Genomic DNA, 15,654 nt, shown 5'->3' with positions numbered 1-15,654 from the left:
CACTCCATGGGGGAAGGGCGGGACACATATGGCCAAGCACAGGGTGACGCTCGGGCGCCGGGGGATCGCGGCGCTCGCGGCGGCCGGGGCGCTCGTGATCGGTGGCGCGACCGCGACGATGATCGGTACCGGCAACGCGGACGTCCTCGACGCCCTGACGGCCGGGACCACCACGACGACGGTGCTGCCGGATCTGGCGCCGTTCAAGGCCGACGACAACCGCGGGGCGGGCAAGGCCGAGGTGTCCGACGAGTACGGCGCACCGACCGGCGGCGGCAAGGCGGCGCTGCGCCTGTCCACGCCGGGCGCGTCCGACAAGGTCAACTACTACACGACCGAGGACGCCGGGACCCCGCTCGCCGACTGGATCCCCGCCGCGGCCTACTCCGCCTACCAGGGCGAGGCCGACCAGGCCCAGCAGTTCCCGAGCCTCCAGCTCGTCGTCGACTACAACGGCGCGGCCGACGGTGGCTTCTCGACACTCACCTACGAGCCGGTCTACAACACCGGCGACAGCCTCACACCGGGCGAATGGCACCGCTACCAGGCGGGGGCGGGCAAGTGGTGCTCGACGCGTGCCATCCCGGGCGTCATCACCGAGGACCAGCGCTCGTGCTCGAACGACGGCGCGAAGCCGCTCTCGGACTACATCGCGGCGGACCCGGACATCATCGTGAACGCGGTCTACGTCAACCAGGGCTCGGGTAACCCGGGCCTCGAGTCGGCGGTCGACCTCATCACCACGCCGAGCACGACGTACGACTTCGAGCTGACGAAGCCGGTGATCGTCCCGCCGGTCACCGAGCCGCCCACGTCGCCGAGCACTCCCACCACCCACCCCGGGACCCCCGGTGAACACGGCGGCGGGCAGTGGGGCGGCGACGGTCATTCCGGCGACGACCACGGACACGGCGGGAGCTGGGGCGACGAGGACCAGGGCGACGACGGCCACTGCGGCTGCCGGAAGTAGATCCTCGCGGAACGTCGGCCCCGCCCCCAGCACGGGGACGGGGCCGACGTCGTCGTGCTCCAGGAACCGGCGGGCAGCGATCGTTCCACGGTGCCGGGCCGCGCCGGACTAGCGTGGACGCCCGTGGGGATCACCTTCCGCCCCGTCACCAGGGACGACTTCGGGCTGATCGGGCACTGGCTCGCCCAGGCGCACGTGGCCCGGTGGTGGGCGCACGAGACCGGCCCGGAGGCGGTGGAGCGCGACTTCGGTCCCACGGTGCGCGGCGAGGAGCCCAACGAGGACCTGATCGCCCTCGACGACGGCCGGCCGCTCGGCCTCTGCCAGCGCTCGTTCTGGGCCTCCTATCCGGACGAGGTCGCCGAGTTCGCCCCGTTCCTGCTGGTCCCGCCGGACGCCATGACCATCGACTACCTCGTCGGGGACCCCGCCGACGTCGGGCGCGGCCGCGGCTCCGCGCTCGTCCGGGCGCTCGCCGACGACACCCTCGCCGGCCACCCGACCTGCGGGCAGCTCCTCGTCCCGGTCGCCGCGGGCAACGTCGCCTCGCAGCGGGTGCTCGAGAAGGCGGGGTTCGTGTTCGTCACCGTCGCGCGGGTCGAGCCCGACAACCCCGTCGACCCGCCGGAGCAGCGCGTCTACCGGCGCCTCCGGACGTAGGGTCCGGGTCCGTGACCCAGCAGAACCCCTGGCTCGCCGTCACCGGCGGCACCGCCGGCCCCGGCTACGCCGCCCGCTTCGAGGCCCTCGCCGCCGAGGGCGCCGACCTGCACGGTGAGGCCCGGCGCGTCGACCGGCTCCTGACCGCCGCGGGGCGCCACCCGGGCGACGTGCTCGACGCCGGGTGCGGCACCGGCCGGGTCGCCGCCCACCTGGCCGACCTGGGCCACCACGTCGTCGGCACGGACCTCGACGCATCGATGCTCGCCGAGGCCCGCCGGGCGCGCCCCGAGCTGGACTGGCACCTCGCCGACCTCGCGCGGCTCGACCTCGGCCGCCGCTTCGACCTCGTGGTCGGCGCGGGCAACCTCTGGCCGCTCCTGACGCCGGGCACCCACGCGCGGGTGATCGCGCGGTTGGCCGCGCACCTGCGCCCGGGCGGCCTGCTGCTGCTCGGCTTCGGACTGGACGCCGCGCACGTGCCGTTCACACTCCCCGACGGCGTCGCGTTCCCCGACCTCGTCGCCTACGACACCGCCTGCGTCGGCGCCGGGCTCACCCTGCGCACCCGGACCGCGGACTGGGACGCCACCGAGCCCTACGACGGCGGCGGATATGCCGTGAGCCTCCACGCCCTCGGCGCCGCCCACCCCTGACCGCGGTCAGCCGCCGCCCTGGCCCCCGCCGTTCGTGCTGCCCCCGCCCGACGAGCTCGCCTTCGAGGTCGTCGTGGGCGGTGCCGTCGTCGTCGGGTGCTCCCGGCTGTGCGTCGCCGCGTGCCCCGGGGTGTCGGCCGGCTGCTCCGCCGGCGCGTGCGCCACGGGGGCCGCGCCGCCGCCGCTGTCGGGCGCCGCCGTGCTGGTCACGGTCGGCGTCGCCACGGCGGGCGAGGGAGGCGGGACCGTCGAGGAGAGTCCGCTCTTGTCGGTGAGCGCCGCCGCGGTGGCGACACCGCCGACCCCGAGCACCACCGCGACCGCCGCGCAGATCACGGCGATCCGGATCCGGCGACGACGGGTCTCGGCGCCGGCCTGATCGTGCTTCCCGAGGGTGGGCGGAGCGCTGCCGGCCGCCGAGGCGCCGGACGGCTCCGGCACCCCGTTCATCCCGTTCGGCCGCGACGGACCACCCGGACCGCCCGGGCCACCCGGACCGCCGGGGCTCCCCTGGGACGGGCCCGGACCGGTCGGGGGCGTCGCGCGGAAGGGCCGCGACGGTGCCGGCATCGGCACGGCACCGCTCGACGGCCGCGTCACCGGCACCCCGCTCGACGAGGGCCCGACGACCGGCAGGAGCCCGGAGTGGGGACCCGACCCCGTGCTCGGCCGCTCCTTCGGTCGCGACGGGGAGGCGACGACGGTCTCGGTGGAGTCCGAGCTCGACCGGCTGCCCGTGCGCGACGGCGAGGACACCACGGTCTCGGTGGAGTCCGCCGCCTTCCCGCCTCCGAGCGCGGCCGCCCCTGCTGCAGCGGCCGCCCCGGCCCCCGCCGCCCCGGCGGCCGCGGCCGGGACCCCGGGACCGCGCCCCGGGGTACGGATCCCGCCCGGCGGCGTCGACGACGGAGCGGACGGGGCGGGCGCACCGCTGCGCCCGCGGGTCGACCCGGGCGGCGGCCCGGCCGGGCGCCCCCGCGACGGCGTCCCCGGGCCCGCGGGCCGCCGGGCCGCGCGCCGGCGCCCGGCCAGCAGCGCCGCGCCCAGCGCGACCGCGTGCTTGGGGTGGGTGTCCACCGCGGTCGGCCGCCCGAGCTCGGCGGAGAGCATCTGCGAGACGATCGGGATGCGGGAGGACCCGCCGACCAGCAGGACGTTGCTGAGATCCTCCGGGGTGACCTCGGCGGCCGCCAGCGCACGACGCAGCGCCGACACCGTGGCCTCGATCGGTGCCCGGATCATCTCCTCGAACTCGGCCCGGGTCAGACGCACCTCGGTGTGCAGGCCGGGGAGCATCACCGGCACGGACGTCTCGGTGTCGGCGGAGAGCGCCTCCTTGGCCAGCACGCAGTCCTGGCGCACCCGGACCAGGCTCGCCGCGGCCTGCGGGTCGTCGAGGTCGAGCTCGGACAGGGCGCCGTCCACGCTGCGGTCGACGTGCGCGAACACCGCCTCGTCGAAGTCGATCCCGCCGAGCCCCTCGATGCCCTCCGGCGGCCCGAGGAACTCGAACCCGTCCTCGAGCTGGCGCAGCACGGTGGCGTCGAACGTGCCGCCGCCGAGGTCGTAGACCGCGACGAGCGACCCCTCGGGGACCCGCGCGGTGGACGCGTAGTGGGCGGCGGCGGCCTCCGGCTCGGTGACCATCGTGACCGCGCTGAGGTCGGCGAGCCGCGGCACCGATGCGAACAGCTCCCGCTTGTAGGGGCCCCAGTTCGCGGGGTGGGTGAGCACGAGCGCGTCCGGGCGGCCGCCCTCGCGCTTGGCGACCGAGTCCACGACGGAGCGCAGCAGCCGGGACATGATCTGGGCCGCCGAGTGGGGCTCGCCGCCCAGGATGAGCGGGGTGGGGTCGCCGAGCCGGCGCTTCACCTCGCGCGCGACCCGAGCCGGCTCGGCCGCCGCGCGACGGTTCGCCGCGTCGCCGACGAGCGCGGTGTCGCCGTCGCGGACCAGGACCACCGAGGGGATGGCCGCGGAACGGTCCCCCAGGGTCACCATGTCGAGGCCCTCGGCCCGGGAGACGGCGGCCGCCGTGAACGTCGTCCCCAGGTCGACGCCGAGTCCGAAGGTCATCGTCTGCTCCAGCTACGCATGGTGTGCGAGGGCGTGGTCGGGGGCGGGGTGGGCCGACGCGTCGTGCCCGTCCTGGGCGTCGTGCGCGTGCTGGGCCTCGTGCGTGTCGGTCGCGGTGTCGGCGCTCGTGGTGTCGTGCGTCGGCGTCGGGTGCTCGGGGGTGGTGGCCGCGGTGTGGGTGTCGTGGGCGGCGCTCCCGTCCTCGGTGGGGTGGGTCGCCGGCGTGTCCCCGGCCCGCGTCGCGGTGCCCCCCGTGGCGGGATGCTCCCCGAAGGGTGTGGTCGGGGCGGGATCCCCGGCGGCGCCGAAGTGCCCGGTCTGCGCGGGCGGGTCGACACCCGTCGGCGTGGTCGGCACGCCGGCCCCGGCGGCCGTCGGCGGGGTCCCGACGACCGGGGTCCCATCGGGGCCGTGGGACGGGACGCCGACCAGGGGGCCGTCGTCGAGCCCGCGCGGCGGCGGGGCGTGCAGGGCGTCGCTCGCCGCCTGACCGGTCCCCTGACCACCTGCCGTGCCGGAGGTGTCCGCTACACGCGCGAAGCTCTGCAGTTCCGGGAGCGTGGTGCCGGCGTGGGCCGCCGCGCCGGTTCCGGCCGTGTCCAGCCCGGTCGCGGCCGCGGCGACCGCTCCGTTCGCGGCCTCCACCGGCGCCCCGGCGCCGGCCGCGCCGACGGGAGCCGCACCCGTCGTCGTCGGGACCGGGGTGCCGCCGGGGGTCCCGGTCGGGAGGTCGCGCTCGTCGAGGCGGTGCGACTGCTGCGACCCGGCCCCGGCGGTCTGGCTCTGGGTGCCCGCGCCGCCGCCGCGGTCGTCGGCGTTCTGCTCCTGGTGCGAGCCCCGCCCGGCGGCCTGGCTCTGGGAGCTCCCCGCGCCGTCGCGGTCGTCCGCGTTCTGCTCCTGCTGCGAGCCCTTGCCGCCGGACTGGTTCTGGGTCGAGCGGCCGCCGCCGCGGTCGTCGGCGTTCTGGGTCTGGTGCGAACCCTTGCCGCCGCTCTGGTTCTGCGAGCTCCCCCGCCCACCGCGGCCGTCGTCGTTCTGCTCCTGGTGCGAGCCCTTGCCGCCGGACTGGTTCTGGGTGGTGTGCCCGCCGTCGCGGGTGTCGGCGTTCTGGGTCTGGTCGACGCCGTCGCCGCCGTCCTGGTCCTGGGTGACGTCCCCGGTGCCGCGGCCGTCCGCGTCCTCGGTCTGCGTGCCGTGGCCGTCGGTGTGCTCGATCTGGGTGATCGTGCCGTGCCCGCCGCGGTCGTCCGCGCCCTCGTACTGGTCGGTGGTCAGGTGCCCGTCGCCGTGGCCCTGCCCGTGGCCGTGCCCGCCGTCGGCGGTGGTCGACTCCTCCTGGGTGACGTTCGCGTCGAAGTGGCCGTCGGTGTCGGGGACGACGGCGACCGTCGTGTGGGCGTCGACGGCGACCGAGTAGCTGCCGTCCGGCCGCTCGTGGACGACGACGTCCTCGTGCTGGTGCACCACCAGGTCGGCGTGCTCGGAGGGGCTCACGGTGTAGACGTCGTGGCCGTCGTAGCTGTACTCGTGCCCGCCGTAGTGCACGACGACGACGAGGTGGCTGTCGACGACGAAGTTCCCCGCGGCGTCCTCCTTGACGACGACCGTCTCGTACTGCTGGACGAGAATCCCGCCGTCGTCGTGCCCGCCCTGCTGGCCGGCCCCGGACTGTCCGCCGCCCTCGTGGCCGCGACCGGTCGGGCCGCCCCCGCCGTGCTGCGCGCCTCCGGAGCCGCCGACGTGGTAGCTGCTGGAGACGCTCGCGACGACGGAGCCGTCGGCGCCGTGCCCGACCGAGCTCGAGACGTGGTCCGGGGTCACCCCCGCCCCGCCGACCTCCTGCTCGACCGTGACGTGACCGCCGCCCTCGGCGCCGCCCGGTGCACCCGGCGCCCCCGGCCCGGGACCGCCCGGGTCGCCCGGTCCGCCTCCGGCCGGCCCGGGGCCGTCCGCTCCCGCGGCGGGGCCGTCGCCCGGGCCGAGCGGGGTCTGGTGGTCGACCAGCTCGGCCGATGCGGTCCCCTCGGACAGGCCGTACCCCACTCCGGCGGCGTACGCGGCGGCTCCGACGGCGCCCGCGAGCTTGAGCAGCGGCGCGTGGGCCTGCCACCGGGTCGGCGGCGTCGCGCCACCCTCGGTCGCGGCCTCGACGGCGCGCACGCCCTCCACCGCCCGGATGGCCCGGTCGGCGGGGCCGTCACCTCCCTGTTCGCTCACGGTTCCACCCTGCGATCAGCGGGGCGGGAAGTCATGAGTAGCGCCCTACTCCCCCTGGGGCGGGCGCCGCGGCGGAGTACTCAGCGGGTCGCCGGCTGAGAATCCCCTCGCACGTCCGGACGAGCACGCGTGCCGCCTGAGCGCGCTCACGGGTGGCCGCGGGGTTCTCCGCCCGGCGCTGCCAGCGCAGGTGCTGCTCGGCCGCCACGCGTCGCACGGTCTCCCCGTCGGCCTGGGCGTCCAGGCCCAGGCGGGTGGCGGCGTCCATGCCCTCGCCACCGAGCAGGCGCTCGGCGTCGTGCAGTTCGGACTCCGGCAGGAGCACGCGCCGGCTGCGGAGGTCGTCGATCAGGGCGATCTCGGCGAACTCGTGCGCGCCGGACTGGACCCGCTCCACCTGGTGCACGAGCCCGCGCGCCGCGGGGACGGGATGGCGCCGGATCACGCCGTCGAGGGCCGAGAGTGCCGAGCGTGCCTTGAGGACGTCGGCCCGGGCGCCGAACTGCGTGGCGAGCAGGTGCTGCAGCTCGCGCATGCCGCTGGCCTTGGTGAGCTCCCGCGCCAGGTCGGTGGCGTTGGTGACCCCGCCCTCGCGGACCAGCCGGATCGCGGTGCGCACGCCGAACATGCCGTAGCGCGCGAGGAGGGTGGTCCGCTCGGTGGTCGAGACCGTGTCCGAGTCGGCGCTCTCGAAGCGCGCCGCGGACAGCAGCATCCGGTCGGTGTCCTCGGCGGCCGCGAGCGCGACGACCGCGCGGTACTCCGCCTCGCGCAACGACGCGGCGGAGGAGGCCAGCAGCCCGGCGACCGGGACGACGGTCTGGCAGAGGGCGCGGACCCGCGGGTCGAGCCGGTAGCGGTCCGCGATCCGCGCCGCGGTGGTGAGCGCGTCCGGGCGCGCGTGCCCGATCTCGTCGCAGCGCGAGAGCACCGCGATGGTGTTGACGGTGCGGCGGTCGACCGCGCCGTCGCGGAAGGCCTCGAGGAACCGGACGTCGTCGCCGTGCGCGTGGCGCATCAGGTAGACGACGGCGTCGGCGGCCGTCACCTCGCCGTCCTCGGGGGCCAGGACGCGCTCGCTGCGGTCCGAGACCTCGGTGTTCACCGACCCGATGCCTGGGGTGTCGATCAGCGTGGTCCGCCGCAGCATGGGCGAGGGCCAGGTGACGATCAGGCGCTCGACCTGCTCGGCACGGACGTCCCCGAGGTCGATGTCGAGGGAGCCGTGGCGCTGCCGGAACGGCAGCTGCCGGGGAGCCCCGCGGTAGGGCTGGAGGTCGACGCGGTAGGCGGTGCCGTCCACGTACCAGGTCACGAGCCGGGTGCACTCCCCCGCGTCCGTCGCGGCCAGCTCCTGGCCCACGAGCGCGTTGAGCAGCGTCGACTTGCCCGCCTTGACCCGCCCCGCGATCGCGACGCGCAGCGGCTCGCGGATCCGGGCGGCGACGGCGCGCAGCTCCCGCTCGGCCGGGCTGCCGGCGTAGACGCGGACCGCCTCGGCGAGCAGCGCACCCACAGCGGGGACGACCCCGGTCGCCTCCGGGCTCATCGGCTGCCCGCCGAGGTCACCGCGGGCCGGCTCGCGTGCGCGAGGACCTCCCGGGCGCGGTCGCGGACCATGGCGAACGACTCGAGGTCCGACTGCAGCCGCGCGAGCTCGTCGGTCTCGGCCTCGCTGCTGGTGACCGCCTTCTGGGCCGCGGCGAGCGCGTCCTTGGTCGAGCGCTGCAGCTCCTCGGCCCGGCGGGTGTAGGCGTCGCGCATCTCGCGCTGGATGCGCCGCAGGGCGTCCCGGGAGTCCTTGCCGACCTGCAGGTTGAACTCGTCGACGAACCGGCGCACGGCCGCCTTGGCACCGGCCCGGCGCTTCTCCAGCTGGCGCTTGCGCTCCTCGCCCAGACCGGACTTGCCCATGAGCAGGCCGAGCCCCAGACCCACGGGGCCCGGCAGCGCGATGGCCGCCATGTGGGTCAGCAGCGTGAACATCATGAAGCCGCCGTAGGCCTTCTGGAAGCCGGCCATCCCGCCGGCGAACTTCTTCGGCGCGATGCTGAACGACGAGTCGATGTCGATCTCCTCGATCACCTCGACCGGCGCCGCGATCCCGACGGGCGCGACCGCCTGGTCGGCGGCGAGGTCGAACTGCTCGGCGACCCGCTCGGCGAGCTCCCGGGCCCGGCGCGCGAACTGGCCGTAGTTCTCGAGGGCCTCCCCGGCCAGCCGCTGGCGCATCCACTGCTCGAAACCCGGCCAGTCCTTGGCCGGGTCGCCCTCGTCGATCGCCTTCTCGGCGTCGTGGAGCACCTCGCGGGAACGCTGGCGCAGGTCGAAGTCGATGTCGGAGCTGATGTCGGCGAACCCGTCGAAGAGCACCTGCTGCCAGTGCGACGACCGCTCGCGCAGCGCTTCGGCGCGCTCCCGGGCCCGGGTGAGATCGGCGACGAGGGCCGCGGACCGCTGCGGGGTCGTCAGGGAGGCGGCGCGCGACTGCAACGCCGGTTCGAGCTGGCCGACCACCGAGAGGACGTGGCTGCCGACGGAGCGGAGCGCGACGCGCTCGGCGTCGCGCACGATGTCCTGGAGGCGCTGGACCAGCGGGGGGAAGCCGGACTCGACGTTGAGCTCCTGGTCGCCCGCGGCGGCCGCGGTGTTGCGGAGCTCGGAGGACACCTCGAGCACGTCGACCGAGAGGCCGGCCCGCGCCAGGTGCTCGACGTCGATGTCCCGGATGCGCTTCCATTCCGGGTACAGGTCGGTCTTGGTGAGGACGAAGACGATCGTCGGGCACAGTTCCTTGACCGTCCGCAGGAACCGGATCTCGGCCGCCGTCAGCTCCTGCGAGGCGTCCGAGACGAACACGACGGCGTGGGCCTGCGGCAGGGAGCCGACGGTCACGGCGTTGTGGACCGATCCCAGCCCGCCGACACCGGGGGTGTCGACGAGGGTCAGCCCGGAGGCGAGCAGCGGGCGGTCGATGCCGACGGTGACCGAGCGCAGGCGCCGGTGGTTGCCGGGGTTCCCGCGCTCGGTCACGTACGAGGCGATCTCCGCGACCGGGACCTCCTCCTGCCAGGGGGAGGCCTCGTTCCCGGCCGCGGACTCGAAGCTCGCCACCGCACGCACCTGCTGCGAGTAACCGACCTTCGTGGGGACCGCCGTGGCGATGTCGTCGTCCACCGGGCAGACCGGTGCGGTCAGCAGCCCGTTGATCAACGAGCTCTTCCCCTGTTTGAACTCCCCGACGACGTACACCGTGACGGCGTTGTCGGACAGCAGGTGCCGGGCACCGGTCAGTCGTTGGACGAGGTCCTCCCGCTCGTAGGCGGTGGCTCCCTTGACCGCGAGGTCGAGGGTCTCTGCCGCGAACTGGACACCGGTACCCGACACCTGCTGCTCCTTCTTCCGGTCTTTCAGCCGTGCTGCCCGAAGCGGGCCTGATCAGCCGTGGTGGCCGTGGTCCACCGGGGCGTGGTGGTCACCGTGGTCGCCACCGTGGTCGGCGTGGGCCGCCTCGTGCTCGTGGAACACCGGCTCCTCGTGGTGCTGCTGCTCCTGGTGGCCGCCGTCGTGCCCGCCGTTGTGCTGGTCGGTGATCCGGTGGTCGACGTTGAGCTGCTCGTGCCCGCCGCCGTCGTGGTGACCGCCGTCGTGCTGCTGGTGCTCCTGGTGCTTCGGCGGGCCCTGGAAGTGGCCCCCGCCGCCGCCCTGGTGCTGCGGCGCCGCCCGGAAGACGTCGCCGCCCTGGTTGACGTCGCCACCGCCGCCGGCGCCGCCGTTGTGCTGGTCGGTGATACGTCCGTCGACGTTGGTGCCGCGACCGCCACCGAAGACGTCGCCGCCCTGGTTGACGTCGCCGCCACCGCCGGCGCCACCGCCGTTGTGCTGGTCGACGATGCGACCGTCGACATTGGTCCCACGGCCGGCGCCGAACACGTCGCCACCCTGGTTGATGTCCCCGCCGCCACCGGCACCACCGTTGTGCTGGTCGACGATGCGGCCGTCGACATTGGTCCCACGGCCGGCGCCGAACACGTCGCCACCCTGGTTGATGTCGCCACCGCCACCGGCGCCGCCGTTGTGCTGGTCGACGATCCGGCCGTCGATGTTGCCCGCGCCGCGGCCACCACCGAAGACGTCCCCGCCCTGGTTGACGTCCCCGCCGCCACCGGCGCCGCCGTTGTGCTGGTCGACGATGCGGCCGTCGATGTTGCCCGCGCCGCGGCCACCACCGAAGACGTCCCCGCCCTGGTTGACGTCCCCGCCGCCACCGGCACCACCGTTGTGCTGATCCACGATCCGACCGTCGACATTGGTCCCACGGCCGGCGCCGAACACGTCGCCACCCTGGTTGATGTCGCCACCGCCACCGGCGCCGCCGTTGTGCTGGTCGACGATGCGGCCATCGATGTTGCCCGCGCCGCGGCCACCACCGAAGACGTCCCCGCCCTGGTTGACGTCACCGCCACCACCGGCACCACCGTTGTGCTGATCCACGATCCGACCGTCGACGTTCGTCCCACGGCCCGCGCCGAACACGTCGCCACCCTGGTTCACGTCACCGCCGCCACCACCGAGACCACCGTTGTGCTGATCCACGATCCGGCCATCGACGTTCGTCCCACGACCGGCGCCGAACACGTCGCCACCCTGGTTGATGTCCCCGCCGCCGCCGGCCCCGCCGTTGTGCTGGTCGATGATGCGGCCGTCGACGTTGCCGACCCCGCCCTCACCACCGAAGACGTCCCCGCCCTGGTTGACGTCACCGCCACCACCGAGCCCGCCGTTGTGCTGGTCCACGATCCGGCCGTCCACGTTCCCGACCCCGCGGCCACCACCGAAGACGTCGCCGCCCTGGTTCACGTCGCCGCCGCCACCGCCGAGACCACCGTTGTGCTGGTCGATGATGCGGCCGTCGACGTTGCCGACCCCGCCCTCACCACCGAAGACGTCCCCACCCTGGTTCACGTCCCCGCCACCACCGAGCCCGCCGTTGTGCTGGTCCACGATGCGGCCGTCGATGTTGCCGGCGCCGCCCTCGTCGCCGAAGACGTCTCCGCCCTGGTTGATGTCCCCGCCACCGCCGGCACCGCCGCCGTTGTGCTGGTCCACGATCCGACCGTCCACGTTCACGGTTCCTTCTCCTTGTCCGCCGGCCTCGCCGGCCTGGTTGTCGTTCCCTCCCGGCGAGGCCGGGTCTTCGAAGTGCGTCGGGCGGACCCTGTGTCCGCCTGGTCGGGACCTCGCGCAGCGACACCTGGTCGCGCCGAGAGGTCCCTCGGGTCCTGCTGGAACTGCGTGTCAGGCCGGCCTCGATGGTGCGAATCCCTCATCGACGCTCGCGCCGACGCCGTCCTGACGAGAAGTGTTGGCGGTCCGGCGCCGGGAGTCCTGAGTAGCGCGCTACTCGGCTTTCACCCCGAGCGCGTCCGGGAACTACTCGGAGAACTCCCTACTCCCCCTGCTGACCACGGATGCGAGGTCGCGACGACCGCTCAGTCCGAGCTTGCTGTAGACCACGTGCAGCACGTTGTCGACGGTGCGCACCGAGACCACGAGCTGCTCCGCGATGGCCCGGCTGGTCAGTCCCGAGGCCGCGAGTGCGGCGATCTCGTGCTCGCGCCGCGTCAGTTCCGAGGCGGAGTCGAGGTCCGCGATGGCCGGGGTGCGCGCGCCTTCGCACTCCTCGGCCCACCCGCGGGCGCGCAGGGCGGCGGCGTTCCCGGCGCCACGGCCCCCGCGCGCCCGGTGCAGCTGGCACGCCTGGGCCGCCGCCTCGGCGGCCAGCAGGTGGGTGCCGAGGCCGGCGAACCGGCTCGCGACCTCGTCCAGGGCCTCGGCGTCGCCCTTGGCGTGGGCCCGGGCATGGTCGACGTACGCGACGACCAGCTCGCCCTCGGCCCCGGAGGCCGCCGACTCCAGCCGGTCCGCCAGCGGCACCGTCGTGCCGAGCCGGACCGCGGTGTGCAGCGCCTCGAGATGGGCGGGCAGCAAGCCGTCGCGCTCGGCGTGGTCCGCGGCGGCCAGGCACGCCCGCTCGGCCTCCTGGAGCCGGCCGCCCGCCACCGCCATCCACACCGGGGCCAGCCCGGCCCACGGGGCGTAGGCGTTCCCGCCCTCGCTGAGCACCCGCTGCAGCTGCCGTGACGCGCCCGACGCGGCCTCGAGGTCGCCGGTCGCCACCGCCGACTGGAGGATCCCGCACCACATCACGGCGAGCAGGGGAAGGGCGTCGGGACGTAGACCGGCCGTGGCGTCGCGCAGCCAGTGCAGCGAGGTGCGCATCGTGCCGCGCAGGCCCGCCGTCACGCCGAGCCAGCCGGCGTAGAGGGCCTTCGCCGTCGCGCGGCCGTCGGCGACCGCGCTCTGGTACCCGGCCCGGGCCAGCCGCTCGGCCTCGTCGAGCCGGCCGGTGAACACGTGGGACTCGCACCGGCCGGTGTCGAGCTGCAGCAGCGCCCGCGCCGCGGCGAGCGGTGTCGAGGCACCCTCGATCGCCTCGCGGGCCCGCTCGGCCACCCGTTCGCTGGTGTCGTAGCGGGCGGCCCGGCGCAGGGCGTCGGACGCGACGGCGACCGCCTGCAGCGCCGTGGCGTCGACCGCGCCGTCGGGGCCCAGCAGGTTCCCGGCCAGGTCGAGGGCCTGCTCGGCGCCGTCGTAGGGCGGGGAGAGGGCGGACTCGAGCGTGACCAGCTCGGGCGCCGAGGGCTCCTCGGTGAGATCCGATCCGAGGTCGCGCAGCACCGTGGCCGCCCGTCCCGGCCGCCCCAGGCCCCAGTAGAGGTTGGCCACCCGGGTGACGGCCAGCTGGGTGCGGCGCTCCGGGGTGTCGGCGCGGAACCACAGCCCGGCGAAGAGGTCCTCCGCCTCGGCCGAGCGACCCAGGCCGATGAGTACCTGCCCGAGGACGACCGACGCCGGATAGCCGCCGCCCTGTTCCACCGCGGCGCGGCTGAGCCGCTCGGCCGCCCGGAAGTCGACCTTCATGGTGTGCTCCGCGGCGACCCGCAGCATCTCCGCGTCGGTGGGGAGCCCCGCAGCCAGCCGCCAGGTCACCGCGCGGAGGCGGTCCCCGGAGCGGCGCACCCCCGACTCCTCGAGCGACTCGGCCAGCTGCCGGTAGAGGGACTTCTCGCGCCGGGGCGAGGTGCGCTGACGCAGCACCTCCCCGTAGAGCGGGTGGGCCAGGCGCAGCTCCACCCGGCGGTCGAGACGCTCGGAGACGATCAGGCCCTTGCGCTCCACCGCGGACAGCGCCTCGGAGCCGACGAGGCGCTCCAGGGTGTCCGACCCGAGCGGCTCACCGAACGCCAGCAGCTCCAGGACGGTCTGCTCGTCGGGCTCGAGCGAGCCCATCCGGGCGTCGATGACCTCGGTCAACCGGGGCGACGGGACCAGCGGCCCGTTCCAGCGCCAGACGTCGTCGAGCGCGAGCGCGCCGCTGGAGAGCCCGCCCTCGACGAGCTCGCGCAGGAACAGGGTGTTGCCCAGGCTGAGCTCCCAGAGGTGGTGCAGGGTGGCGCCGTCGACCTGGCCCCCGAGCACCTGACGCACCAGCTCGTCGGCCTGCGTGCGCGCGAGCCCGTGGATGTCGATGCGCTCGGCCAGCCCTTCCTTCCAGAGCGCGAAGATCGGGTCGGGCACGGTCACGCCGGTGCGGGCGGTCACGACGACGGTGGCCGCCCCCGTCACGGCCATGTGGTGGATCAGGGCGGTCGACGTCGAGTCCAGGAGATGGGCGTCGTCGACGGCCAGCAGCAGCCGGCGCCCGCCGGCGCCCTCGACGAGGTGCCGCGCGGTGTGGGGCAGCAGGTGGACGGCGTGGGCGCCCGGGCCCTCCCAGCTCGCCAGCAGCTGGGCCATCGCGCCGAGCGGGATGCCGGACGCGGAACGGGTGGCCATCACCCACCGCACCGCGGCGCCCCCCGCCTCCGCGCGGTCGGCGACGGCGCGGGCCAGGCGGGTCTTCCCCACCCCGGGCGGGCCGACGAGAACGACGCCGGTGAGATGGGCGTCGTCGAGCGCCTTGCGCACCGCGGCCAGCTCCCGCTCGCGGCCCACGAACGGCCACTGTCGACCCATCCCCTGCTCCCCGGGCTACGGCGGTAGGAACCACCACAGCCCCCGCACGGGTGGTTGGGAACCGGTCCTGGTCGAGCCGACCGACTCCGGAGGCACACAGTGGCGCAGGAAAGGCGTCAGGTCGACCGTAGTCGACTACGTAAATATGCTCATGGGAATTGTCCGAATGAATGCTGATACGACCTGTTCGGGCTCGAACGTCCGTTTCTGATCCCATTCCGAGATCGAGTAGTCCTCGACCGGCAACCGAGTAGCGACTACTCGGGTGCCCCGGCTCCGGCGCTCGAACAATGTCTCCGGACAGATTCCGGCGGCCTCGGGAGGGACCATGGTCCGCTCACCCTTCGTCACGCTCGCGGCCGTCGTCGTGCTCGGACTGGTGCTGGTCGGCGTGGACATGGCCGTCCAGCACCCGGCCGCACCGCCGGCGCCCCCGGCCGCGGTCCCCGCGGTGAGCGCCGCTCCGGCACCGGCCGCCGCCCCGGCCCCGGAGAGCTTCCCGGCCGGGCGGGTGCGCTACGTCGGGGACGTGACGTCCCAGGGCGCCAGCATCCCGATCGCGGTCACCGTCGACGGTGACCGGAGCAAGGCCTACGTCTGCGACGGCCATCAGACCGAGGCGTGGTTGCAGGGCGGCGCCACGACGGACGCGGTCGACGGCACCGGCCGTCACGGCAACCACATGACCGGCCGTCTCGACGGCGGCCGGCTCACCGGCACGGTCTCGCTCGCCGGACGGCCGGACGCGTCGTTCACGGCCGCACCCGCCACCGGTACGCAGGCCGGCATCTACCGGTCGGGCGGCAACGGCCGGACCACCGGATGGATCGTGCGCGGCGACGGCGGCCAGGTGGGGCTGAGCCACGACGGGACCGGCGCGGTCAGCCCGGCGCCCCCGCTCCCGCTCGACGGCCCGCTCCCGGCCGGGGTCGTGCCCGTGGACGGGTCCACCGACGTGCTCGCCACGTCCTGACCAGCGGAACCCGAGGAGCCCCG

Annotated in this window: 10 protein-coding genes; 4 read left to right on the top strand and 6 right to left on the bottom strand. The window is 75.0% G+C overall.

Annotation, left to right across the window (positions count from 1 at the left end; genetic code table 11):
- Positions 1-28 precede the first annotated feature (28 nt).
- From LQ327_RS19370 to LQ327_RS19360, 3 genes are all read left to right on the top strand, one after another.
- A complete protein-coding gene (locus LQ327_RS19370; protein WP_230736718.1) occupies positions 29-970 on the top strand; it encodes a hypothetical protein in 942 nt (313 codons plus the stop codon).
- 123 nt (positions 971-1,093) lie between these two features.
- Positions 1,094-1,630, top strand: a complete 537-nt coding sequence (locus LQ327_RS19365) for a GNAT family N-acetyltransferase (RefSeq protein WP_230736716.1) — start codon at positions 1,094-1,096, stop codon at positions 1,628-1,630.
- Between the two features lie 11 nt (positions 1,631-1,641).
- Entirely contained in the window at positions 1,642-2,286 is a 645-nt protein-coding gene (locus LQ327_RS19360; RefSeq protein WP_230736714.1) for a methyltransferase domain-containing protein, read from the top strand.
- Between the two features lie 6 nt (positions 2,287-2,292).
- Here LQ327_RS19360 and LQ327_RS19355 read toward each other — a convergent pair whose 3' ends face one another.
- The 6 genes from LQ327_RS19355 to LQ327_RS19330 all read right to left on the bottom strand — a co-directional run bounded on the left by LQ327_RS19355 (position 2,293) and on the right by LQ327_RS19330 (position 14,658).
- Complete coding sequence (locus LQ327_RS19355) at positions 2,293-4,362, bottom strand: Hsp70 family protein (RefSeq protein WP_230736712.1); 2,070 nt, start codon at positions 4,360-4,362, stop codon at positions 2,293-2,295.
- 12 nt (positions 4,363-4,374) lie between these two features.
- Positions 4,375-6,579 carry a hypothetical protein gene (locus LQ327_RS19350; protein ID WP_230736710.1) on the bottom strand — a complete coding sequence of 735 codons (2,205 nt, stop codon included), beginning with the start codon at positions 6,577-6,579 and terminating at the stop codon, positions 4,375-4,377.
- Between the two features lie 31 nt (positions 6,580-6,610).
- The gene (locus LQ327_RS19345) at positions 6,611-8,128 is read right to left on the bottom strand and encodes a dynamin family protein (RefSeq protein ID WP_230736707.1); all 1,518 of its coding nucleotides are present in this window, start codon (positions 8,126-8,128) and stop codon (positions 6,611-6,613) included.
- Positions 8,125-9,966: a dynamin family protein gene (locus tag LQ327_RS19340; RefSeq protein WP_230736705.1), complete on the bottom strand. Its 1,842-nt coding sequence runs from the start codon at positions 9,964-9,966 to the stop codon at positions 8,125-8,127. Before LQ327_RS19340 ends, LQ327_RS19345 begins: the two co-directional genes overlap by 4 nt.
- 51 nt (positions 9,967-10,017) lie before the next feature.
- Positions 10,018-11,709: a hypothetical protein gene (locus tag LQ327_RS19335; protein ID WP_230737536.1), complete on the bottom strand. Its 1,692-nt coding sequence runs from the start codon at positions 11,707-11,709 to the stop codon at positions 10,018-10,020.
- A gap of 303 nt (positions 11,710-12,012) precedes the next feature.
- The gene (locus LQ327_RS19330; RefSeq protein ID WP_230736703.1) at positions 12,013-14,658 is read right to left on the bottom strand and encodes a helix-turn-helix transcriptional regulator; all 2,646 of its coding nucleotides are present in this window, start codon (positions 14,656-14,658) and stop codon (positions 12,013-12,015) included.
- A 328-nt stretch (positions 14,659-14,986) separates the two neighbouring features.
- Between LQ327_RS19330 and LQ327_RS19325 the strand changes: the two genes are divergently transcribed.
- A complete protein-coding gene (locus tag LQ327_RS19325; RefSeq protein ID WP_230736700.1) occupies positions 14,987-15,631 on the top strand; it encodes a hypothetical protein in 645 nt (214 codons plus the stop codon).
- Positions 15,632-15,654 lie beyond the last annotated feature (23 nt).

The sequence above is a fragment of the Actinomycetospora endophytica genome (assembly GCF_021026375.1).
In the GTDB taxonomy this organism is placed as follows: domain Bacteria; phylum Actinomycetota; class Actinomycetes; order Mycobacteriales; family Pseudonocardiaceae; genus Actinomycetospora; species Actinomycetospora endophytica.
This window is presented reverse-complemented; position numbering and strand designations above follow the sequence as displayed.

Excerpts from the sequence above, each read along its gene's own strand:
- LQ327_RS19370 (WP_230736718.1), top strand. The coding sequence starts at position 29 with ATGGCCAAGCACAGGGTGACGCTCGGGCGCCGGGGGATCGCGGCGCTC.
- LQ327_RS19355 (WP_230736712.1), bottom strand. The coding sequence starts at position 4,362 with ATGACCTTCGGACTCGGCGTCGACCTGGGGACGACGTTCACGGCGGCC.
- LQ327_RS19345 (WP_230736707.1), bottom strand. The coding sequence starts at position 8,128 with ATGAGCCCGGAGGCGACCGGGGTCGTCCCCGCTGTGGGTGCGCTGCTC.
- LQ327_RS19330 (WP_230736703.1), bottom strand. The coding sequence starts at position 14,658 with ATGGGTCGACAGTGGCCGTTCGTGGGCCGCGAGCGGGAGCTGGCCGCG.
- LQ327_RS19325 (WP_230736700.1), top strand. The coding sequence starts at position 14,987 with ATGGTCCGCTCACCCTTCGTCACGCTCGCGGCCGTCGTCGTGCTCGGA.